Annotated in this window: 20 protein-coding genes; 5 read left to right on the forward strand and 15 right to left on the reverse strand. The window is 32.4% G+C overall.

Annotation, left to right across the window (positions count from 1 at the left end; genetic code table 11):
• Positions 1-264: 264 nt before the first annotated feature.
• The 4 genes from KQA_RS0214085 to KQA_RS0214100 are packed head-to-tail and all read right to left on the reverse strand — an operon-like array spanning position 265 to position 4,816.
• A complete protein-coding gene (locus KQA_RS0214085) occupies positions 265-1,338 on the reverse strand; it encodes a cytochrome-c peroxidase (RefSeq protein WP_010182074.1) in 1,074 nt (357 codons plus the stop codon).
• 6 nt (positions 1,339-1,344) lie between these two features.
• Positions 1,345-2,106: an MbnP family protein gene (locus tag KQA_RS0214090; protein WP_010182075.1), complete on the reverse strand. Its 762-nt coding sequence runs from the start codon at positions 2,104-2,106 to the stop codon at positions 1,345-1,347.
• 7 nt (positions 2,107-2,113) lie between these two features.
• Positions 2,114-3,499, reverse strand: coding sequence for a hypothetical protein (locus KQA_RS0214095; protein ID WP_010182076.1), 1,386 nt, complete (start codon positions 3,497-3,499; stop codon positions 2,114-2,116).
• A 6-nt stretch (positions 3,500-3,505) separates the two neighbouring features.
• Complete coding sequence (locus KQA_RS0214100; protein WP_010182077.1) at positions 3,506-4,816, reverse strand: choice-of-anchor B family protein; 1,311 nt, start codon at positions 4,814-4,816, stop codon at positions 3,506-3,508.
• Positions 4,817-5,076: 260 nt separating this feature from the next.
• Between KQA_RS0214100 and thiL the strand changes: the two genes are divergently transcribed.
• Positions 5,077-6,123 carry a thiamine-phosphate kinase gene (thiL, locus tag KQA_RS0214105; protein WP_010182078.1) on the forward strand — a complete coding sequence of 349 codons (1,047 nt, stop codon included), beginning with the start codon at positions 5,077-5,079 and terminating at the stop codon, positions 6,121-6,123.
• A 510-nt stretch (positions 6,124-6,633) separates the two neighbouring features.
• Here the strand turns inward: thiL and KQA_RS0214115 are convergent.
• On the reverse strand, positions 6,634-7,515 hold the full coding sequence (locus KQA_RS0214115; protein WP_010182081.1) for a diacylglycerol/lipid kinase family protein: 882 nt from the start codon (positions 7,513-7,515) through the stop codon (positions 6,634-6,636).
• 142 nt (positions 7,516-7,657) lie between these two features.
• Between KQA_RS0214115 and KQA_RS0214120 the strand changes: the two genes are divergently transcribed.
• Together KQA_RS0214120 and KQA_RS0214125 are read left to right on the forward strand one after the other, a co-directional pair.
• Positions 7,658-8,398 (forward strand): lysophospholipid acyltransferase family protein, encoded by a 741-nt coding sequence (locus KQA_RS0214120; RefSeq protein ID WP_010182082.1) that lies wholly within the window; start codon positions 7,658-7,660, stop codon positions 8,396-8,398.
• 4 nt (positions 8,399-8,402) lie between these two features.
• Positions 8,403-8,753 (forward strand): tRNA-binding protein, encoded by a 351-nt coding sequence (locus tag KQA_RS0214125; RefSeq protein ID WP_010182083.1) that lies wholly within the window; start codon positions 8,403-8,405, stop codon positions 8,751-8,753.
• A gap of 84 nt (positions 8,754-8,837) precedes the next feature.
• Here KQA_RS0214125 and katG read toward each other — a convergent pair whose 3' ends face one another.
• From katG to KQA_RS0214170, 9 genes are all read right to left on the reverse strand, one after another.
• Complete coding sequence (gene katG, locus KQA_RS0214130; RefSeq protein ID WP_010182084.1) at positions 8,838-11,114, reverse strand: catalase/peroxidase HPI; 2,277 nt, start codon at positions 11,112-11,114, stop codon at positions 8,838-8,840.
• A 78-nt stretch (positions 11,115-11,192) separates the two neighbouring features.
• A complete protein-coding gene (locus tag KQA_RS0214135; RefSeq protein ID WP_010182085.1) occupies positions 11,193-11,705 on the reverse strand; it encodes a hypothetical protein in 513 nt (170 codons plus the stop codon).
• A gap of 818 nt (positions 11,706-12,523) precedes the next feature.
• Complete coding sequence (locus KQA_RS0214140) at positions 12,524-12,955, reverse strand: nuclear transport factor 2 family protein (protein ID WP_010182086.1); 432 nt, start codon at positions 12,953-12,955, stop codon at positions 12,524-12,526.
• Between the two features lie 172 nt (positions 12,956-13,127).
• Complete coding sequence (locus tag KQA_RS0214145; RefSeq protein WP_010182087.1) at positions 13,128-13,562, reverse strand: MarR family winged helix-turn-helix transcriptional regulator; 435 nt, start codon at positions 13,560-13,562, stop codon at positions 13,128-13,130.
• 317 nt (positions 13,563-13,879) lie between these two features.
• A complete protein-coding gene (gene truB, locus KQA_RS0214150) occupies positions 13,880-14,569 on the reverse strand; it encodes a tRNA pseudouridine(55) synthase TruB (protein WP_010182088.1) in 690 nt (229 codons plus the stop codon).
• 4 nt (positions 14,570-14,573) lie between these two features.
• A complete protein-coding gene (locus tag KQA_RS0214155) occupies positions 14,574-15,365 on the reverse strand; it encodes an undecaprenyl-diphosphate phosphatase (protein WP_010182089.1) in 792 nt (263 codons plus the stop codon).
• A 6-nt stretch (positions 15,366-15,371) separates the two neighbouring features.
• Positions 15,372-15,620: a DUF3098 domain-containing protein gene (locus KQA_RS0214160; protein ID WP_029209605.1), complete on the reverse strand. Its 249-nt coding sequence runs from the start codon at positions 15,618-15,620 to the stop codon at positions 15,372-15,374.
• Between the two features lies 1 nt (position 15,621).
• Positions 15,622-15,921: a hypothetical protein gene (locus tag KQA_RS0214165; protein WP_157366710.1), complete on the reverse strand. Its 300-nt coding sequence runs from the start codon at positions 15,919-15,921 to the stop codon at positions 15,622-15,624.
• A gap of 93 nt (positions 15,922-16,014) precedes the next feature.
• Positions 16,015-16,893 carry a cell division protein FtsX gene (locus KQA_RS0214170; protein ID WP_010182093.1) on the reverse strand — a complete coding sequence of 293 codons (879 nt, stop codon included), beginning with the start codon at positions 16,891-16,893 and terminating at the stop codon, positions 16,015-16,017.
• 218 nt (positions 16,894-17,111) lie between these two features.
• Here KQA_RS0214170 and KQA_RS0214175 point away from each other — a divergent pair, with 218 nt between their 5' ends.
• Both KQA_RS0214175 and KQA_RS19005 read left to right on the forward strand, forming a co-directional pair.
• Positions 17,112-17,720 (forward strand): superoxide dismutase, encoded by a 609-nt coding sequence (locus KQA_RS0214175; protein WP_010182094.1) that lies wholly within the window; start codon positions 17,112-17,114, stop codon positions 17,718-17,720.
• An 895-nt stretch (positions 17,721-18,615) separates the two neighbouring features.
• The gene (locus KQA_RS19005; protein WP_010182095.1) at positions 18,616-22,644 is read left to right on the forward strand and encodes a hybrid sensor histidine kinase/response regulator transcription factor; all 4,029 of its coding nucleotides are present in this window, start codon (positions 18,616-18,618) and stop codon (positions 22,642-22,644) included.
• A gap of 220 nt (positions 22,645-22,864) precedes the next feature.
• On the opposite strand, the gene KQA_RS0214185 is transcribed toward KQA_RS19005, so the two are convergent.
• Complete coding sequence (locus KQA_RS0214185; protein ID WP_010182096.1) at positions 22,865-24,763, reverse strand: amidophosphoribosyltransferase; 1,899 nt, start codon at positions 24,761-24,763, stop codon at positions 22,865-22,867.
• Positions 24,764-24,770: the final 7 nt, after the last annotated feature.

Here is a 24,770-nt window from a genome sequence, read left to right on the forward strand (position 1 = left end):
ACTAGCAATCACCATTATATTAATGCTTTTATGCGAAAATATTAAATTAAAATCGTATTAATCATATAAACTTAACATACTATTTATCTATTACAAACAGTTTTATTCTAATTAATCCCTTTGTTAAAACAACATTACAAATAGGTCATTTTTATTAATCGAAACGCATTATTACACAACTAAGTGAATCTATTTAAGATTGTTACACATTTAATATAAATGAGTCCTGCCAATGTATTTCTCAATCACTTTAGTGAAGAAGTATTAAAACTCTGCAAAACGCCTATCAAAGGCAAAATTAGTATCGGTAAGTGTTTTTAGGAAAGTAATGAGTTGCTCTTTTTCGGTCTCGGTTAATGGAATCCCCAATTTACCATTATTAGTCAACACAGGATCAAGGGTTTCACTATTCACCATACCTGAATCATAAAAATCCAATACATCCTTTAAGGTTTTAAATCGCCCATCGTGCATGTAAGGTAGGGTTAACTCAACGTTTCGTAAACTTGGCACTCTAAATTTTTGAGCATCTGTATCCAAACCAGAAACTAATTTCCTGCCCATATCATTATATTTCGGATCTATAGGCAATCCGTTATTTCGGTAGGATTGATCCGTAAACAAAGTACCTGCATGACAGCTAGCACATTTGGATTCAAAAAGAGCTTGACCAGCTTGCTCTTGCTCATTTAAGCTTATTCCACCTTCATTTCTAGTAAATTTATCATATTTACTATCTGCCGAAATCATCATTACCATAAATTGAGAAAGTGCCTTTAGCATATTTGCGGTATCAATTTTTCCATTTTCAAATGCCGCTTCAAACAAAGGCGGATAATTTTCATCGGCCGCCAACTTAGCCAAAACATTAGTAAATGTCTCATTCATTTCAACCTCCGAAGTAATTGGAATAATCGGTTGCATATCCAAATGATTTGCAGCACCATCCCAATTAAATTCGTTTAAAAATGCCATATTTTGAACTGGAGGTGAGTTACGCGTACCTAAAAGCCCATTTACTCCATGACTTACTATATGTTTGTGATGGGTAAATGAAAACTCCTGTCGGTGACATTCACCGCATGAAATTACTCCAGTGGATGATAATTTCCCTTCATAAAATAAACGCTTCCCCAATGCAAATCCCTCTTGAGTTGGGGGATTTAGACTTAAATCATATGTTAAGTCCGGAAAGTTAGCTGGAATTACCACTTCCAATGGTGTTGGATTGAATGCTTTTTTATTATCAACGTCCTCATAACCTACTTCTTGCCCAGAATCACTAGAACAAGAAAGAATGAAAAAAAACATAAACTTCACTAAAAAAGCTACACGCATTACTAATTATTTTACGGAAAACATGGTTTGAATATTAGCTGCATATTTAGGCGAATTTTCTGGATCCAATTGCACATCCGATTTAACGCTTAACGACATTTTATTCACCGCATCAAAAACCTTTGCTATATCCACTTTTAAACCCCCACTAACTATGTTATCCTTAGTTACTACTAATGAATTAAGTGGCAAAATGATTGCCTTATAATTATCAATATTAGCCCCATGGCTCCCTACATGAATTTTAAAATCATTCGCTGTTGCATTTTCCGATGTTTCATAGGTACCTTCAAACTTAATAAACTTATAACCCGCTGCCCAAGCCCAAAGCATTTGAGCTTCTTCGGCCTTAGGAACAAAATTTAAGGTTCCCTGCTCAATTGGAAACTTACTCTGATCTACTCCAAAACCAAATTTAACCGCCGTATATTCTCCAACAGGCACTTTAGAAAAATCAATAGATAATGTTTCTGTATCTGCCTCATTAATTAAAAAATAACTATCCGCTTTAGGGTATTCAAACTCATTGCCTTGTTTATCAACAAACACAAAGTCACTTAAAATATATTTTAATTCCGAAACTTTGTACGACTCTCCCGAAGCATTCGTATAAGATTCCGTATTTAATATCAGCTCTTTATCTTGAACTACATTAGCTATACTTAAATTAAGATTTCCAAATTCCGGTGCTTTTTTATCGTCGCTATTACAAGCAATTAAACCCATACTTATAAGACCTAATTGTAGTATTTTTTTTTGAATTTTCATAGTGTTTCTATTTTGACAAACTGATTACAAGCGCATCTTTTTTCCCTTTGTTGTCTATTAGGTCTGTTACACTTTCTGAATCTCCTATAATTATGATGTTGTTTTTAGCATCCTCTAAAACATCGTATGCAAAATCAAGCTTAGCACCACCTAACGTAGCAGTCCATTGCAACTGTAACTTTTGATCAATTTCTGCTAGGTAATAATCATTACCTCCTTTTGCCTCCTGTATGTCACCATCATTACTCCGTGTATTCCCTGCAATTAAAAAGCTTCCTGATCTAGTTTCGTAAATAGCCTCTGCATTATCAAAGTCTGATCCTCCCATACTAAATTGTTCTAAAAGAACTCCATTTTCATTAATTTTCACTATCCAAACATCGGCATTTCCTTTATTCTCTTTCACATCAACATCGGAACTTCGCGAATTACCTACAATAATGTAATTCCCATCGGCTGTTTTGATAATTGCATTTGCCATATCTATCTCCGAGCCTCCATAGGTTTTTTCCCAAATCAACTCCCCTGTAGCATTAATTTTAATTGCCCAATAATCATAACTTCCATTATTTTTATTAATATCAAAATCATCACTTTCTGTTGATCCAACGGCTATAAATCCTCCATCATTAGTGACTACAATATCACTTGCTCTGTCATTATTACTCCCTCCAAAAAATTTCTCCCATTCTTTATTTCCTTCCCTATCTAGCTTATGAATCCAAAATTCACCTACTCCATGTAATGTTTTAAGTCCTTTTGCCCCCTTGGTAGGTTTTAAATTTGGTCCATTATAATTATCAACATCCAAAAAACCTGCGGTCACAAAACCGCCATCGGGAGTTTCCTTTACCGAAAAAGCTCTGTCATCCCCCAAAAAACCAAAACTTTTTTCCCACTGTAAATCCCCTGCTGCATCTAACTTTACAATCCAATGATCATAAGAACCTTCATTATTAGAAACATCATCATCTAAACTTCGGCTATAGCCAGAAATAATAAAACCCCCATCAGTTGTTTTTGCTATACTCTCTCCTCGATCATCATCATTCCCTCCATAAGTATTATTCCAAATAATTTCTCCTTTTGCATTTAGTTTTATCACCCAAAAATCCTGAGTTCCACGCACTCTATCCACATCACCATCTACACTTTCTGTATTTCCTAAGACTACATAATCATCATCCAATAATACGATCGCCTTTACTTCGTCATTCAAGCTTCCACCTATACTTTTACTCCAATTTAGTTCTAAATTAACACCACTTGCAGGAGGTTGTTTATTAGGACTCTCTTGTCCTGCCATCCGACTGTCATCTGAAGAAGAACAACTTAACAGCACACCAGCTACAACAAGCAAAATGAAAGTATCTATTTTTAGATATTTTAGCATAACATCCTATTCAGATTTTTTAACAACAAACAAACCTTTCTGACTATCATTAAAAATAATTGATCCGCTTTTAAAAAAAGGATAGACACTCCAAACTCCACCAAAAGAAGCCGAATTTGAATTTGGCACCGAATCAAAAAAGCCTACTTCGGTCATATTTTTATTGGCAATATCACTTACATCAATGATCCGAATCCCTGCAACATAATTTGCTAGATAAAATAGATTACCATTAACATAACCATTATGATCAATGGCGTTTGTAGGCCCTGAATATTCCATGTGAATTTTAGGGGCATCCAAATCAGTAAAATCAAATACTATAGTTCGGGTTTTAAAACCGAACTCCTGCTCATCCAACTCATCACCTAACAAAAAATAAGTTTGATCCTCGGTAAACCAACCTTGGTGAGTATACTTAAAATTACTATATGTGATTTCCGAAATTTTTATTGGATTATTCTTATCAGTCACATCAACAATAACCACCTCATCTTCATTACTCCCTATATATATTTCTTTACCTTGATAATCTGCATCTGGCCCACTATAGGTCACCACTTGTGCATCATGCGAATATCCATCGGCACTATATCCCCCTACTCCTTTTGGTGATTTTGGATTAGACACATCAACAAAAACAGCTCCTCCCCCAAAAATATCTCTTGATGTTCCATTTATGTAAGCATAATTTTCACTTTCATTGATCACAATATTATGCGCACTTCCAAATTCGTTAAAAGTAGCATCTGCACTAAATGTTTGATTTACTCCTTCCGAACGTAATTTGGTTAAATCAAAAACTTGCATTCCGTGATTTTGAGCCTCACTAACTATGAATGCATGATCATCATAAACTTTTATATCTCTCCAGGAGCTATTTTCTGTTGCTGTTGGCAATTTTCCTTTTACAATTGGATTTAATGGATCGGAAACATCAACAAATGCTGTCCCCGAAGCTGCCCCCACAATAGCATATTCTTTTTGTGTCGTAGTATCGGTCCACCCCCATATATCATTTCCAAAGGCATCAGCCTGAGTAAAACCTAAATTTTTTAATGATACATTAGACATTAAATCATACCCATTACACGGATAAATACCGGCAAAACCATTTTCGCAAATTACTCGTTTTGTACTTTCTTCTGGATTAGGCATACCTATAGGGTCCGTTATTATTGGTTCTTCAGTAACAGGATCTTCAACAGTGGGAGGAGGAACTATAGTCGTATCATCACTACTACAGTTTATAAAAACCAGCATCAAACCTACAGCTAACATCCATTTACTAAAAAGAAATCCACTTTTAATTACCATATTGACAAGTATTTATCTAAAATTAACAACTATAACATTTACAAGCTTTTCCAATCAAAAAATAATTTTTTAATACGGCTTAACTTATAACTAGATTGATTTATAACGAAAAAAACACGAATAACATATGTGCTTATTTTTAAACTTTACCTACAATTTAAGCATAAAATTCATTTCAATTTTAAAAGTCCTACAAATAGCTATAGATAAAGGACACATAAAAAACATAGAATTCGTCAACTTCTTTTTACTTTTGCATCATGATTGAAGATAAAACCCCGCAACGTACTCGCCTTTCTGATCTTGGAGAATTTGGCTTAATTGAACATTTGACAAAAAACTTTAAAGTAACTCATGAAAGCACGTTAAAAAGTATAGGTGATGATGCTGCTGTTATTGATTTTAATGACAAGCAATGTGTGATCACCACTGATTTACTTGTTGAGGGAATACATTTTGATTTGGCCTATGTTCCATTAAAACACTTAGGCTACAAAGCTGTTATGGTTAATTTATCGGATGTATATGCAATGAATGCGATACCCAAACAAATCACAGTATCCATAGCCGCCAGTAATCGTTTTCCACTGGAAGCTTTAGAAGATTTGTATGCAGGTATAGAAACTGCTGCAAAAATATATAATATTGACGTTGTTGGAGGCGACACCACTTCTTCCAACAAAGGACTTTTAATTAGTATTACGGCTTTAGGCCACGCCAACAAAGAAGATATTGTATACCGTAGTGGAGCTAAGGATAATGATTTAATTGTTGTTTCGGGCGACTTAGGAGCCGCTTACATGGGCTTACAAATACTTGAACGCGAAAATGAAGTATTTAAAGTAAATCCGCAATCGCAACCAGATTTATCCATGTACTCCTACCTAATTGAACGCCAATTAAAACCTGAAGCGAGAAAAGATATCCCAGAACTACTTAAAGCACTCAATGTAAAACCAACGAGTATGATTGATATTAGCGATGGATTATCTTCAGAAATTTTACACCTATGCAAAGCTTCAGCACTTAGTGCGACCTTATATGAAGATAAAATCCCTTTAGACCCGACGGTAATAAATTCATGTGAAGAATTTAATTTAGACAGTACCACTATAGCGCTAAGTGGTGGTGAAGATTACGAATTGTTATTTACAGTAAAACAGGAAGATTTTCCCAAAATAAAGGCAAATCCAAACCTTTCAATTATTGGTCATATGACGCCTAAAAATGAAGGGATTTATTTAGTAACCCGTGGGAATACAAAAGTAGAAATTACTGCTCAAGGATGGAATAGCTTACAAGAATAAAACTAAGCGACCACTTTCATTTTTGTACGCTTAGATCTGCGACGTTTTACGACTACTTGTTCTAATCCTAAATGGATAAATTTCAACTTAGGAGTTAAGGGAACAAGTTGTCCTTTTGCATTATTCGTAACCTCTTTCTTACAACAAGAACATGAATATTCTTTAATATGATTGGTTACTTTTTTAATTGTCTGATACTGATGCCCTACAACGGAACAGTATAATTTCGGTATAAATAACTTGTTAGATACATTCATTACATTGGGGTATAATGCATTAATATGGTACTAATTAAGTTAAAAAAACCATATAAACCAAATTCCCAAAAGTCAAAAATTCATCTATTTGCAGTCTAAATCTTACAATTTTAGCTTTCAATCGCCTTGTAAATATTTCAAATCACTGAAAACAAAGGGATTAGCATTAAAATGTTAAATTTTACTTTTTATCGATATTTTTTGACTTTAATCGAAAATAGTGATAAAAAAACAGTCTTTTCATAAAAAATTATTAGCAAACCACACTCAATACATTTTCAAGTATTTGGTAATCAATAGTATTTGTTTTTTCCTTTTTGACCTCACCATCCAATTGATATTCTATCGTAAAACCCTGTTCCTTTTTGACCACAACTTTTTTTGCAGAATAATATTGAACTTCTTTTAAACTTTCATGTTTTCTAAAAAGCATTAATAAACCAAATAACAGAATTTTAATTTTATTAATTTTTGTAACTATTAAAATATCAAAAAAACCATCCTCTAATGAAGCCTTTGGAGTAAGACTCAAATTATAACCCAATTCATTTGAATTTGAAACAAACACCATAAATGGCTGACACTTTATTTCCTCCCCATCAATACTTACATTATATTTTTCATTGGAGCTATACTCCTTTAAAGCCTTAATACTCGATTTTATATAACTTGTAATGGTGCGTTCATTTGAATTTTCATAATTTTTAATAACCTGGGCATCAAATCCCATACCCGAATTACTAAAAAAATAATTTCCATTTACTGTTCCAACATCTATTTTAATTTTCTTTTCTTTTTTAATAAGCATTAATGCTTTTTCAATTTCCAATGGAATATTTAAATTAGATGCCAAACCATTACCCGAACCTGCTGGAACTATACCCAAAGTAACGTTACTCCCCACCAAACATGATGCCACTTCATTTATAGTCCCATCACCCCCACTAGCCACTACGATTGAGGCCTTATTTTTTACACTCGCTTTAGCTAAGGCTGTCGCATGGTTTTTGTATTGAGTATAAAATACCTCAACATTAAATTCTGACTTGGGAAAATAGTTATAGATAAAAGCTTCGGATATTTCATTTTTCCCCGAACCTGATATGGGATTAATTATAAAATGTATACTTCTCATTGACAAAAAATTTCCTTTTGTAGCATTTGAAATTGATGGAATAAATAACTGCTTCTAAAATTACATTTAAAAAAATTAGAAACTACAACTTAATTTTTAGTTTCTTTGAAAGAGTGCATTGTTGCTTTTTAAATAAAATTACATGAAGTGGTATCAATATCCTTTTTATATATTTTTTAGAAGTTGGTTTTATCTAATGATGGGACTCCCTTTACTCCTATTTTCACCTCTTCTTATTCTTTTAACGCTAAAACAATCTTGGTATCCTCTTTTCTTTAAAGTAGCACGCATTTGGTCCGCTTTTGTATTATATGCTTCTGGTTTTATTCCTTTACGGAAGAATGGTATTTTTAATGAACCCGGAAAAAGTTTTATGATCATTGCCAATCACACTTCTATGCTTGACATTATGCTTATGTTACATAGCGTAAAAAACCCTTTTGTTTTTGTTGGCAAAAAAGAATTGACTAAAATTCCCGTATTTGGATACTTTTACAAAAGAACGTGTATTTTGGTTGATCGTAATAACTCTAAAAGCAGAAGAGAAGTTTTTGAACAAGCAAAAGCTAAAATTGATTTAGGCTTGAGTGTCTGTATTTTTCCCGAAGGAGGCGTACCCGATGATGAATCTATTCTACTTGATAAATTTAAAGATGGTGCTTTTAGACTGGCTATTGAACATCACTTACCTTTGGCTCCATTAGTATTTCCCGATAATAAAAAACGTTTTTCTTATACTTTTTTTAGTGGTAGTTATGGAAAAACACGCTCTTATATACTTAACCAAATTCCAACTTCGGGCTATAGCCTAAATGAAAAAGGAATGTTAAGGCAGCAAGCACATCAACACATATTAAAAAAACTTAATGAAGTAACTAATTAACTCCATGGACAATTCATTAAACCAACATATCAATTGGGCTGATTTTACTAAAGTAGAAATGAGAATAGGTACTATTCTCACCGCAGAAATATTTAAAGAAGCTAAAAATCCAGCCTATAAAATCACTATTGACTTTGGCACATATGGAAAACGAAAAACCTCTGCTCAAATTACAAAGCTATACCAACCTGAAGATTTAATTGGAAAACAAGTAGTAGCCGTAATCAACTTCCCTCCAAAACAAATTGCTACTATGATGAGTGAATGTTTACTTTTAGGTGGCGTAGGCGATGATAACGCAGTAACTATTATTCAACCCGAACAGCCTGTTGAAAATGGCACTCGAATTGGCTAAAACTAATTGTTTAAAACAATTTTTATCCTTTTAAACCCGCATTGTATATACAAATACACAATGCGAGTCTAGGTATTCACTTTATTATTTCTTCAAGTCAAAACGATCTAGCTCCATGACTTTGTTCCATGCTTTTACAAAGTCTTTTACAAACTTTTCTTTAGTATCATTACTTGCATAAAATTCTGCTAAAGCTCTTAATTCGGAATTTGAACCAAAAATAAGATCTGCACGAGTTGCTGTCCATTTTAACTCATTTGTTTCTCGGTCTCTCCCCTCATATTTTTCTTTTTTATCTGAAACAGATTTCCATTTGGTACTCATATTCAAAAGATTGACAAAAAAATCATTAGTTAATACGCCCGGTGTTTTTGTAAGCACTCCATAGTTTGAATTATCATAATTGGTATTTAATACTCGCATTCCTCCAACAAGAACTGTCATTTCTGGAACTGTTAAGGTTAATAATTGAGCTTTATCAACTAGTAATTCTTCCGTAGTTAATGTAAATTTCGTTTTCAAATAATTTCTAAACCCATCGGCCATAGGTTCAAGCACTTCCATGGAACTTACATCTGTTTGCTCTTGTAAAGCATCCATACGTCCGGGAGTAAAAGGAACTTTTATTGTATAGCCTGCTTTTTTAGCAGCTGCTTCTATAGCAGCAGCACCTCCTAATACAATCAAATCAGCCATAGATACCTGCTTTCCTTTAGCCTTAAAATCACTTTGTATTTTTCTTAAAGTTGTTAATACTTTAGTTAATTGCTTGGGATTATTTACTTGCCAATTTTTTTGAGGCTCTAATTGAATACGTGCCCCATTAGCTCCTCCTCTTCGGTCAGAGTTACGATAAGTCGATGCCGATGCCCAAGCTGTACTTATTAGTTCACTAGTAGTTAAGTCAGAATTTAAAAGAGCTGACTTTAAACTCGCAATATCCCCCGAATTAACTAATCTATGATTCAACTTCGGAATTGGATCTTGCCAAATAAATTCTTCTTGAGGTACTTCCGAGCCTAAATAGGTCGTTTTAGGCCCCATATCCCTATGCGTTAATTTAAACCAAGCTTTGGCAAAGGCTTCATTAAATTGGTCTGGATTTTCTAAAAAATTTCTTGAAATTTTTTCGTAAACAGGATCAAACCTTAACGAAAGGTCTGTAGTTAACATGGTTGGTTTATGCATTTTTTCGGAATCAAAAGCATCTGGAAAAATTTCATCGGCATCCTTTGCTTGCCATTGATGCGCCCCTGCTGGACTTTTTACCAATTCCCATTCATTATTAAACAAATTAGCAAAAAAACCTTGACTCCATTTTGTTGGAGTTGCCGTCCAAATTACTTCCAAACCCGAAGTAATGGCATCTTTTCCTTTTCCTGTACCATAATCACTTTTCCATCCAAACCCCTGCTCTTCAATACTTGCTGCCTCTGGAGATGCCCCTAAATGCGACCCACTAGCTGCACCATGAGCTTTACCTAAAGTATGTCCTCCGGCGATAAGCGCTACGGTTTCTTCATCATTCATTCCCATACGACCAAAGGTTTCTTTTATATCAATTGCTGCGGCTACAGGATCGGGGTTTCCGTTAGGCCCTTCGGGGTTTACATATATAAGTCCCATTTGAACTGCTGCTAAAGGTTTTTCTAATTCTCTATTTCCTGTATAGCGTTCATCATCTAACATTTTGGATTCTTGTCCCCAATATACATTACTCGCTGGTTGCCATACATCCTCTCTACCCCCAGCAAAACCAATAGTTTTAAATCCCATCGATTCAAAAGCTACATTTCCTGTAAGAATCATTAAATCGGCCCATGAAATTTTATTGCCATATTTTTGCTTGATCGGCCATAAAAGCCTTCTAGCCTTATCCAAATTACCATTGTCCGGCCAACTATTGAGTGGTGCAAAACGCTGTTGCCCTTCGCGCGAACCACCTCGTCCATCACCTGTTCGGTATGTTCCTGCACTATGCCATGCCATACGAACAAACAAACCTCCATAATGTCCGTAATCTGCGGGCCACCAATCTTGTGAATCTGTCATTAATGCTGTTAAATCCTTTTTTAAAGCATCATAATCCAAGCTATTAAAAGCTTCAGTATAATCAAAATCGACATCTAATGGATTCGATTTTAGTCCATCCTGCCTAAGCACATTTAAATCTATTTGATTCGGCCACCAATCACGATTGGTCTTTCCATCATTGCTAACGTTAAGGCCACCAGATGGCCCTTCCGAAGTGAAACCAAAAGGGCATTTCCCTTTTTTAGCTATATCCCCTCCTTTAGTTTCATTTTTATGACAGCCCATAAATAGTAATGTCATAAAACTCACCATAATTATTTTTTTCATTTGTGTTTATTGTTAAATTATTAATAATACAGTCTTAATTATTTTAAACCCACCTATACTAGGCTAAAGCAAATAACATTAAAAGCCTACACCAAAATGCAAGGCTGCTGTAAGTGATATATCTTGATCATTTCCTACTCTAATGGGAAAAACAAACTCTGCGAAAACATTTGTTTTACCTAAAAGAAAACCTTTATTTAAAAGCGGTGTAATTCCAAATCTTCCGCTTTTGGTCTCATAAGCAAGCCTATTTCCAAACGTAAGTTTATCACCAATACCCCATAGTAAACCAGGATGTATTAGCAACTCACTTACTGAGCTTATAGTACCTCCATCGGCTGCTGTAGCAGCACTTATAAAGGGAACAAACTCTATATCGAAGGCGAATTTTTCACTTTTCCTAATGGTTACCCCTGTTGGGAATCCGATAGTATAGGGGTCAAATCCATTGGTAGTATCTCCATCTTGAATAGTTACTATAGGTTGCACAAAGCCAAAATGGCCGCCAACGGTATTTTGCCCTGTCACACTATATGTAATCAAGCAGGTGAATAAAATACTTAACGAAAAAAAAATTGATTTTAAAGTCATAATATTTGTGTTAATAATTAGTAAATAATATTGATTATTGGCAACACTATATCAGTCAAACACACATTGTGCACTGATAATTAGCGAAGTAAAAACGAGTATTATAAAAAAGGAAGATTACTATATTTATAAATAAACAATAATGGAATGCCCAATACATTTGAAAAAAACAAATACAATCATTATTGTTAACCTTAACAAAGAATTAAATAAAAGATAAATATAGCATCTAGGCAGCCTATAACTAAGTGTAAGTAGCCTTTGTTAAAAAAACGGAGCGTTGAATTAGATTTTTCATAAAAGATTATTTTTAGTTTGCATTAGTAATATCTACTCTACATCAAAATATTCTTTGAAATATGGTAATCTATATTTTTAAATGACTCATTTTATATCAGTCTATATGCTTTTATTTTGGAAATAAAAGCATTAATCATTTAGCCTTATTGAACAGCTTTTCTATTAAAATAACGAATTGGATCAGCTTAGTCCCCCATTATATTATCTCATTAATACAGATTACAATAATGTCAACGAACAAACACATAAACAACTGTATATCAAATTGTTTCACCCTTCTAATCAAATCTAATGTTATATGTATTTATAAAATGTTAGCTAGCTAACATTTTAGGCTTACCCCCTTAATACAGGGGGAATAAATTCGTTTTTTAACACTGATAATCAGATATTTAAGTTTTTATTAAGAAGAAAGCTTACTTAAATACCAACAAAAGCGACTCCGATATTACATCAAAGTCGCTTTTATTTCACCTTTTGGGCAACAGTTTTATTTTTAAAATAATAAGCTTATTATTTTACGATATAACTGGAACATCACTTATTATTTTCCATGTTCCTTTTTTATCTTTAATTAAAACAAATATTGAATTAAATGTTGATTTTTTTCCTTTGGAAACCACTTTAGCTGTAGCAGATATGCCATTAACAATGATGTCCTGAAAAGTCAACACTCTATGATCGCCGCCCCATTCCTTTGTTTTTATCTTTTTCAAATACACCGATTTAGGAACAATACTTACTTTGTTACTCCCAAATTGCCTATTCATTACAATCCTAAAATCATCGGCAATGTAATTTGTTAATGCAGCTGAATCATTACTATCACCTGCCTTTGCAAAAGCTGTTATTACTGACTTAATTGCTTCAGCATCATTAGCAGTCTGTGAATAAGAACTACTTAAGCCCAATATTGCTAATAAAATTGTGGTTAAAACTATTTTTTTCATGTCTTTAATGTTTTGTGTTTTACAATTAAATTTTAGTTTTTTCTTTAGTTTAATTATCTATTATAATTAAACTCTAAACGCCTTGTCAACTATGGTGATCTCATTTTTTTATTCATTTTTTATTGTTTTGTTATTGAAATTATTGATATATCAATTTATTAAGTAAATTTTTTTATTCCATATTGCTTTGAATTTTCTTTAAGATTCTTTTTAAATCTTCAATTTCTTTATTTGTCAAACCCTCAATGCTTTTCTCTCTATGTTTGGTGATTAATGGCATATTTTTATTCACAAACTCCGCTCCATTATTGGTTAATATAATATGATACTGCCTTCGATTATTCAATACTTTTTCACGCCTAACTAAATCCTTTTTTTCTAAAAGGTCTAAAGTCCTAGTAATTGAAGCCGGATCCCTTAAGGATTTTTTAGCTAATTCTTTTTGAGAGATATTTTTACTCTCTTCAATTATTTTTAAAATGATCCATTGCTCAATAGTTATCCCTAAATTTAATTTATCAAAATCTCTTTGGGAGTATATTTTTGAGGTCTTACTTGTTTTTTCTATTTGGAATAAAACTACTTCTTCTATATTCTTTCTACTCATTATATAATATCAACAATTGATATATCAAATATATAAAAAACAATCTTTTACAAGGAGTTCATTTTGTTAAAATTAGATTAATATCTGTACAAGCTATATTGGGATAATACGATTTGCTGATAATAATTTCGTATAAATATGCTGAATTATTTTTTGCTAGTCTAAGGCAGGGCAGCACTATAGTGATGAGCCAGTTGATGCTTGCAGGAAAAAGCATAGCCTTAGTTACGATTGCTTTTTTTAACGCTAGAATAGTGAAAAAGAAACAGCAGATATGCGAAATTTTTGTTAGTAAATCAAAACCTTAATTAAAAAGTTTATGCTTTCAACAGCTCCTCAAAAGCTAAAGGAGTAATTGCATTTTCAACTGAGTATTCCCCAATTTTTGTACGCCTCAAAACCGAAAGATGTGCTCCTGAGGACAAAGCTTTTCCAAAATCATGAGCTAATGATCGTATGTAGGTTCCCTTACTGCACACTACTCTAAATTCAACATTCAGACCATTAATAGCTGTAATTTCGAATTCATTAATTTCAATTATTCTTGGTGAGATTTTAACTTCTTCATTATTACGTGCATATTCGTATAAACGCTTTCCATCTTTTTTTAAAGCAGAAAAAACAGGAGGGTATTGTTCTATTTTTCCTAGAAATTGTTTAGTAGCTTCATGTATCACTTCTTCCGTAAGGTGATGTGTGGGATACTTTGCATCAAATTCAGTTTCTAAATCATAGGATGGCGTAGTTGTACCTAAAGTTATAGTCCCCGTATACTCTTTTATTTGTCCTTGTAACTCATTTATAGTTTTTGTAAATTTCCCTGTACAAATAAGTAATAAGCCTGTCGCTAAAGGATCTAATGTGCCAGCATGACCCACTTTTATTTTTTTTATATCAAATTGCTTACGGATTAACCAACGTAATTTATTTACCACCTGAAACGAAGACCATTCCAAGGGTTTATCAATTAATAAAGTTTGTCCATTTTGATAATCTTTCCCTTCCATATTCTTATAAAAAACCTACACTAATAGCAATAATACCGACCACCAAACAGTATAATGCGAAATACGAAAGCTTGCTCTTTTTTACTAAAGCAATCATCCAGGTACAAGCAAAATAACCACTAATTAATGCAGCCACAAAACCTACACCTAATGCTGTACCATTGCCTGTTTGTGTACTTATAGCCCCATCGAGCATATCTTTCCCTATTTTTCCAAAAATTAAGGGAATTACCATTAAAAAAGAAAAACGCGCTGCTTTAGATTTATCATTACCCAATAATACCGAAGTAGCAATAGTTGCCCCACTACGCGAGATCCCCGGTAACATAGCAATCGCTTGAGAAATTCCAATAACAATACTATTTTTATAACTTACCGGTTTATTTGTATTTTTCGCTTTATCTGCCAACCATAATAACACTGCAGTTATTAATAACATAAAGCCTACAAAAGTTACTTTACCACCAAAAAATTGTTCTAACTGTTCTTCAAAAAATAAGCCTATAATAACAGCAGGGATAGTTGATAGCATAATTTTAGCTACAAACTGAGTTTCTTCATTCCATTCAAATTTTAATAATCCCGTAATAATCTCAGCAATATCTTTTCTGAAAACAAAAATGGTACTTAAAGCCGTAGCAAAATGTAATACTACAGTAAACATCATAGATTCTTCACCTACTGTGGTATCTCCTAAAATTGCTTTTCCTAACTCTAAATGACCACTTGATGACACGGGTAAAAACTCGGTCAAACCCTGAATAATTCCAAGGATTATAGCATCAAAAACTTCCATAAAAAATTACTTGTTGGGATTTAACAGTATGGCATATACTTCGATTCCGAAACCGATAAGCACTAAGGTTGGCGCAAGTCGAATACGTTGAAAATTATAAATTGCAGGGTTAAAAACATTAGGATCATCACTGCCTCCACCAGACATAAGTATAAAACCTAGGGAAATACAAGCCAGACCGATTAGCATAAAAACGTAGTTCTTTTTCCCAAAAATAAATTCTTCAGAAAGTCTTTTATTTGAGTCTTTTGCCATTTTATTCATTTATTATTTCGTTAAAAAGCACTTTATTTTCACAACTTAATTTCGAAATATGTGGAAAAACACCATCTCTGCTAAAGGGTGTCCATCTATTAATATGCTGCAAGGTAACTTCTTTTTGTAAAATATTTGCACTTAATTTTTCGACATTTAATCCTTGCTTTTGAGCACTATTTATATAGTAATTGTGAGTATCGTTTTGCAATTGAATATAAATATCCCCTCCATTCCCAGCAATTACATTTTGTACTATGCCTGTTTTTGGACTTACGTCGGAAGTGGTAACGTTTCGCACTGGTTTAAATGTTATAAAAGCCAAGCCAATAACTACCAGAAAAATCAAAAAACAACAGGCTAAATAAATTCGTTTAAACACTACAAAACAATTTTAATAGTACAATTCATCTGTTTGCAAACTTAAGAAGCGTTGGGCTGCAAAAAAAGTACTTAACCAGGTTATTAATAGACCTAAAACAAAAATCCCTCCAAAAACAGCTGCGAGTAAAACAATATCTGTTGTAAAATTAAATTCAACAAAAGTTTTATCGAGGTAATACAACACCGTTCCCATACCAAACAAGGCTAAAAGTCCTCCCAATGCACCTAAAGTTAAATTAAGTCTTATAAAAGGTCTTCTAATAAATGATTTTGTAGCTCCTACCATTTGCATCGTTTTTATAGTAAAACGTTTTGCGTACACTGTTAAACGAATAGAGTTATTAATTAAAAGCACTGCTATTAGTGTAAAAATGCCACAAAGGAGTAATACCCAAAAACTGATGCGTTTAATATTTTCATTAAGCAATGAAATTAAGGGTTTATCATACACTACTTCATCAACAAAATTTTTAGCTAAAATATCTTTTACAAAATCATCGATACTTACATTATTTACAAATGCAGCATTTAAGTTAATATCTATGGAATTCTGCAATGGGTTAGTCCCTAAAAAACTTATAAAATCCTCGCCAATTTCCTTGCTATGTGTTTCGGCTGCCTCCTTTTTTGATACAAATTTTGCTGTTTTCACCGCTTCGGAAAGCTTTAATTTTTTAGTCAACTGAACAGTTTCAACCTCCTTAGCTGTATCCTTTAAATATATAGTTAATGGAATTTGTTCTTTAAAATAATCTGTAACCTTTTTACTATTAAGCACCAAAAGCCCTAATAAACCTAATAAAAACAGGACCAATCCAATACTTAATATCACCGAAAAATAAGATGATATTAGTCTACGTTTTTGATATTTTTCAAATTTTGAACCCAATGGCGGTACTTTTTTCTTTAAAAATTAAACCGATTTTGATAGATCATTTAATTCATAAAATTTACTAAAACAGCTAATTTAGGAAATTGAATTTAATTGTTCCTCCTCTTTTAACAATACAGTTTACAAAATATACACTAAATACCCCTTCACTTCTTTTATTTAAAACGTTTAATTCTTACTTTTGATAGCATTAATTAAACATTAAAAAAATAATTATGGCTTTTGAATTACCTAAGTTATCATACGCATACGATGCGTTGGAACCACATATTGACGCACGTACTATGGAAATTCACCATAGTAAACACCATAACGGATACACAAATAACTTAAATGGAGCTATTGAAGGAAGTGATTTAGACGGTAAAACGATAGAGAATATTCTTTCAAATCTTGATTTAGAAAATAAAGCTGTTCGTAATAACGGAGGTGGATTTTACAATCACCGTTTATTTTGGACTATAATGTCACCAGATGGTGGCGGAAAACCAACTGGAGAATTAGCCGATGCTATTAATGCTGCTTTTGGTTCATTTGAAGCTTTTAAAGATGCCTTTAAAAAAGCTGCTGCTACACAATTTGGATCAGGTTGGGCTTGGTTATGTGTTCAAAAAGGAGGAAAAGTTGAAGTTTGTGCTACTGCAAACCAAGATAATCCATTAATGCCAGGTATTGGTTGTGGAGGTACTCCAATATTAGGAGTTGATGTTTGGGAACATGCATACTACTTAAACTACCAAAATAGACGCCCTGATTACTTAGTGGCTTTCTTTAATGTAATTAACTGGAACGAAGTATCTGCACTTTACGCTCAAAATAAATAAGTCTATAAAAGTTGAGCTTACTTAAAATAATTGTAAAAGGCGTTTGAAAATTCAAACGCCTTTCTTTTTGACACAAAATCAAAAAAACAACACCACTAACTTGCCATAACACAAGTACTAATAACCCCCACGGTAAAAATGGTGTGCATCTTTTTATTAATTACATCAATCAATCCATAAACTGCTTGTAAAGCATACCTTTTTAACTAAAGCATTTTGATTATTACATACAGTTTTAAAGAATTAAATTCTTTTTTAAAAGCGATTCTTCTTATGATATAATGAGATTACTATATGTATGTAGTAAGCCCATATCCATAAATCAAATTCACTTCATACTTTCAATTAATATAGGCATCAACAGTTCCTGTAATGAAAAAAAATAATTGAGCTTTAGTTGTTATCCCTTTTACAGGTGCTTGTAAACAAGCATTACTTTTCCATAACTATTACAATCAATTTATAAGCCTGTATTCCAAAATTCAAATCTACTGTGGCTTTTAATTAATCATCGCCATATTTGTCTCAAATTAGCATGGTTTTGTATCAATTATAAAACCCCTAATTACCACTAATGACTTTCTAAAACTTTACGCCTCTAACTTTCTAAAAGTTTTGTTCAAACAAACTTAAAAGCATAACAAAATGATAATGTTCATAAAATATGTCCCTTAATTAAAATTTTGTTATAATGAATAAAAAGACAATAAATACTAGTATTTTTCAGAAAATATAATACCCCTATTAACAGATTCGCATTTTCCTAGATTAAGCTCATAAACTATGCTTTTATAAAAGCATTTTAATTTTTCTAAAAAAGCTCTGGAAATAAAGATTCTAAGTATGGAATCAAATAAAAAACAACTAATTATAAGCCCCTAAATAGTAATCAAAAATGTTTGTAAAAAATTACACATTAGCATTTATATTTATCCTTCTTTTAGGAAAACTATATGGACAAACATTACAATTTGATCACTTTTATATTAATGATGGCCTTTCCGATAATTCTATTTTTAGTACAGAAATTGACCAAAAAGGTCATATTTGGTTAGGAACACGAAATGGTCTAAATAAATTTAATGGTAAAACATTTATATCCTATAAACCAAATATAAATACATCTGGTAATATTATTGGTAATAACGTTACTGCTATAAAAAAAGATACTAAAGGGCACATTTGGGCTTTGACAAATAACGGGGGCCTAAACAAACTAGACATTGACAAAAAAAGATTCATTCATTTTAATCTCGAACCTTTAAATAATTTCCCAGATGAATGGCCCGGAAAAATCCTTATCGGAAAGGACAGCCTAATTTGGATTAAAAAAAAGAATGGCTTAGGTGTTTTTAACGCTACAAACAATCAATTCTATTCAAAAAAGGAATTTGAATTTGCTCCTAGCTTTATTTTCTCAAAAAATTCTGCATCCGAAGTTTTATGTAGTGGAAAATTTGGAATAATAGCTTATCAATTCAATTCTAATAAATTCATAAGCTCGGTCAAATACACCGAACCTGTTTACTATTTAAGTCACTTTAAAAGCAACTATATTATAGCTACTAAAAGTGGCGTTCATCTTTTAGACAAAAACTTTAAGCTTGTTAAACGCTTATTGAATTATAAAAAAAGCCCTCCTTATTTAATTCCACATGAAATCACCTCCTTAATTATTGATGATATTAATTTATGGATAGGTACTACTAAAGGATTGCATTTGTTTTCAAAAAAAGAAAGTCAAACACATAATGCTTCCACTAGAACCGCATATAACTATCGCAATACATCATTATCAGAACATGCAATATCCACATTAAATTACGACACCTATGGCAATTTATGGATAGGCACCAGTTCATTTGGAATCTATTTACACAGCAAACAAAAAAATCAATTCAATTTTATTTCCCGAAACAAAACAGCGCTAAATTCTGCACTAAAAAAGCAAATAAACCCAGTAAGTGCTATTTTAAAAACCGTCGATAATAAAATTTGGGTAGGAACAAAAAATAAAGGAATTGAGGTTTTTGACAAAATAGGCAATCTCAAAAACTACACACAATACTTTGACCAAAAAGGACAGATGAAACCCATTTTTGATGTTCGTGAAATTTTTCAAGATTCAAATCAAAACATATGGGTTGCTACCGCTAATTTTGTTGGAAAGTTTAACTCAAACAAAGATCGGATTGAAACCTTAAACCACTCCTTCAATTGGGATTGGCCTTACCAAAGTTATTGCATTAAAGAATTGCTACCGGGTACCTTATTTTTAACTGGAAGTCACTTTATAGCTGAAGTAAATTTAAATACAGGTGAATTAAAAAAATACCCAGTAACAAAAAATAATACCTCACTCCAAAAAGGGATAAGAGATATTGGAATAGATCAAAATCACACTATTTGGGTAGCACAAAACACTTTTGGTTTGGTTAAAATTGACCAAACCAAAAACACATACACCCACTTCTCAAAATCTTCAAATGGAATTACCGATAATAAAATTTATGCTCTCGAAATTGACAATGACTTCATTTGGCTTGCTACTAATAGTGGTTTAAATCTTTTTAGCATAGCTGAAAACAAAGTAATTAAAACTTTTTTTGAAGAAGACGGCCTCTCTAGCAACATTATCTATTCTGTTAAACTTGAATCTGATAAAAATTTATGGATGAGTACCAGCAAAGGTATAAGCAAACTAAATACCGATACCCATAAAATAACTAATTACCTTTTGGATGAATTTTTTTTAGATGACGCCTTTTACTTTTATAAAGATCACACTTATTTATATGGAGGCTACCAAGACATTATATCCTTTAATCCAAAAAAAATAACAGACAACACTATTAAAGCGACTAGCACTGTTGATAATTTTTATTTAGCTAACAGACTTATTAAAGTTGGTGACTCTATTAAAAATAGCATTTTACTCACCGATAGAATAACTAACAATACAGAAATAAAATTAAATCACAGACAAAACTCCTTTTCATTATCCTTTGATGCCTATCCCGTTACTTATTTTAAAAAACACAAAATCAGGTATAAATTAGAAGGTCTACAAAACAAATGGTTGTATCAAACTGCCTATAGCACTAGGGCAGATTACACCACAGTCCCACCGGGAAAATATACTTTTAAAACATCGGTACTAAATAATGATCACTCTTGGAGTGCCCCCTCTATTTTAAAAATTAATATTACGCCTCCTTTTTGGCAAACTAGTTGGTTTAAAATAGCAACTATCGGTTTACTTTTTTTTGGATTTTATGGTTTTGTCCAACTACGAACATTACAGCTTAAAAAAAGTAAAATACGCTTAGCAAAAAAGGTTTCCGAACAAACAAAAGTACTTAAACAACAAAACGAAAAAATTACCAGTATTTCTAAAAAATTACACGAGGCTGATCAAAGTAAACTTCAATTATTTACCAATATTTCACATGAATTTAGAACACCACTTACGTTAATTTTAGGTCACCTCGAAAATTCAAATAAATTTGAACACTCAAAATTAATCATTAAGAAAAACGCGAATAGACTTCTCGAAATGGTTAATCAATTAATTGAAATTCGAAAAATTGACCAAAAAAAATTACACTTAAAAGTAACTTCATTTGATCTCGTAAACTTTACTGCCAACATTGTCGCTTCTTTTCAAGTATTAGCTAAAGAAAAAAACATAAATCTTCATTTTTATAGTGCTGAAAATAAATTATACACATGGCTAGATCCTGAAAAAACAGAAAAAATAATTTTCAACTTACTCACTAATGCTTTAAAATACACTCCAAAAGGTGAGAGCATTTATGTTGATATTCATAAAAAAGAAACCACAATTGATGTAATAATAAAAGATACTGGAATTGGTATCTCTGAAAAATCATTACCATTAATTTTTGAACGCTTTTACAGAACAAATCATGAAAATTTTGAAGGGCATGGTATTGGCCTTGCTTTAGCTAAAGAATTGGTTAAACTATTACATGGAACTATTACTGCAACTAGTAAATTAAATGAAGGCAGCACTTTTACTGTCACATTTAAACAAGGAAAAGATCACTTTAATAAAAAAGATATCATTACGGAACAATTCAAACATACTCAAGAAACCATACCTATTGACACGCCAAAAAATAAAATTAAACATAATTTTGGGAGCGCTATTCTAATTGTTGAGGATAATGTTGAACTAACAAATTACATCATTGATCTATTGGAAGATAATTACGTTTTAAAAACGGCCTCCAATGGTCTCGAAGGACTTCAATTATTAAATGAGTTTAAGCCAGATTTAATTATTTCCGATATTATGATGCCTACTATGAATGGTATTGAGTTTTGCAACAGTGTTAAATCTAATATTGAGACCTCTCACATTCCATTTATTTTACTCACAGCGGTTACAGATATTGAAACCAAAATAAAAGGCTTTAGCCTAGGTATTGACAGCTATATTGAGAAACCTTTTAACGCAAATGAATTACGCGCCCGTATAGCTGCGTTACTCGCTAATAGAACTTTATTTAAAAAACACATTTTAACTTATAATGCCAACAATGAAATTAATAAAAAGTGGCTCAATGATTATGATGCTATTTTTTGGAAAAAAGTAAATACCCTAATTAATGAAAATTTTACCGATCATGATTTTAATGCCGAAAAACTAGCTCCATTATTACATATGAGTAGAGCAACATTTTATAGAAAATTTAAAGATCTCACTGGTTTAAATATTGCCGAACATATTAGAAAAACACGATTACACAAAGCAAAAGAGTTACTTTTAAATGACCAAATTAGTATTGGCGAACTTGGCAGCTCAGTAGGTTTCAAAAGTAGCTCTCAATTTAGAATCAATTTTAAAGCTGAATTTGGAGATACACCTTCACAATTTATAAAAAAGCAAAAAGGATAAATAAGGATTCTTAAAAAGAGGAACGCATTAAAAATAAAAAAGGTATACATAAATGTACACCTTTTTTGCCCCAAATCTACCATGAACTTAACCTACTTATGTTATGGTGGTACTAATATAAGACCATATATCCTTGAAACAAAATAAATTAGACAAACAACCCAAAAACTAGTTAAAGTGCATTTGACTGTCTAAAATGCAGGAATTTAGGCATTTATACCTAGTACGCACGTTCATTGTTCCCTTCATAAAAATTTATGAAAGCTTTATTCACTACTCTATTTCCTCCTGGTGTTGGATAATTACCAGTAAAGTACCAATCTCCTAAATTATTTGGACATGCTTTATGCAAATTAGCTACAGTTTGGTATATAATTTTAACCTCTGCCGTCACAGATTCTTCAGTTAATAATTCTGAAATTTTATCACTTATTTGTTCATCGGTAAATCCATCATAAATTTCATTTACAAAGTTTTTAACCTCGGCATCCGCTAAATGCTCTTGTGTCTTACATTTTTTGTACACTTCATCCACTAATTCATAATTATTAGTGTCTTTTAGTAACTCCAACGCTGCTTTAAACGCAATTAAGCCTTCCATACGTGCCATATCAATTCCATAACAATCTGGGAATCGAATTTGAGGAGCCGAAGAAACCACAACTATTTTTTTTGGATTTAAACGATCCATCATTTTAATGATACTCTTTTTAAGTGTTGTCCCACGAACAATACTATCATCAATAATCACTAAATTATCCGTTGACTTAACTACACCATAAGTCACATCATATACATGCGCTACTAGATCATCTCTACTACTATCTTCGGTAATAAAGGTTCTAAGCTTGGCATCTTTAATTGCAATTTTTTCAGTTCTAATTTTAGGCGATAAAATTTCGCGTAAACGCTCGTTGGTCAACTTATCTTTTTCAGCTAAAATTGAAGCTTCTTTTTGTTTATTTAACTCATCCTGAGCTGCCTCAACTAACCCATAAAATGATGTTTCAGCAGTATTAGGTATAAATGAAAATACTGAATTTTTAGTATCATGCTCAATTTCTTTAAGCACCTGAGGCATCACTAATTTTCCTAATTCTTTCCTTTCCGTATAAATATCTGCATCACTACCTCGGGAAAAATAAATTCGTTCAAAAGAACAAGCTTTTCGTTCTAAAGGAGCTATAATACGCTCTACACTTGTCTCACCATCCTTTTTAACAATAATCGCTTTTCCGGGATCTAATTCATGAACTTCATTAATATCAACATTAAATACCGTTTGAATTACCGGGCGCTCCGAAGCCACCACTACAACCTCATCATCTTTGTAATAAAATGCAGGTCTAATTCCTGCAGGGTCACGTAATACAAATGCATCACCATGCCCTAGCATTCCAACCATAGCATAACCTCCATCCCAGCGTTTTGATGATTTTTTAAGAATTTTAGCTACATTTAAACGTTTCGCAATTTCTGGCGAAGCATCTACTTTACTATACCCCTCTTTTTTTAATTTTTTGTATAATTTTGAAACTTCACCGTCAAGGAAATGACCTATTTTTTCCATTACAGTAATAGTATCCACATTATCCTTTGGATGCTGTCCTAAACGTAGCAGATTGGCAAACAATTCTGTATTGTTTGTCATATTAAAATTCCCCGCAACAATCAAGTTACGGTGCATCCAGTTATTCTGACGTAAAAAAGGATGCACACTCTCAATACTATTTTTTCCATGGGTTCCATAGCGCACATGACCCAAAAGTGCTTCACCTATGTAAGGTACATTTTCCTTAAGCCACTTTATATCCTCTGCTTTATCTCCGCTATCCTTTACCTTTTCATTGATACTCTCATTAATTTGCTTAAAAATATCTTGAATTGGGGCTTGTTCATTAGAGCGTACTCTACTAATGTAACGTTGTCCAGGATCCATATCTAATTTAATACTTGCAAAACCAGCTCCATCTTGTCCACGATTATGCTGCTTTTCCATCATTAAATACATTTTATTTACACCGTAAAACGCTGTGCCGTATTTTTCTTTATAATATTCAAGTGGTTTTAACAGTCGAATAAAAGCAATTCCACATTCATGTTTAATAGCATCACTCATAAGTAGG

Origin of the sequence: Aquimarina agarilytica ZC1 (genome assembly GCF_000255455.1) — a bacterium.
Taxonomy (GTDB): domain Bacteria; phylum Bacteroidota; class Bacteroidia; order Flavobacteriales; family Flavobacteriaceae; genus Aquimarina; species Aquimarina agarilytica.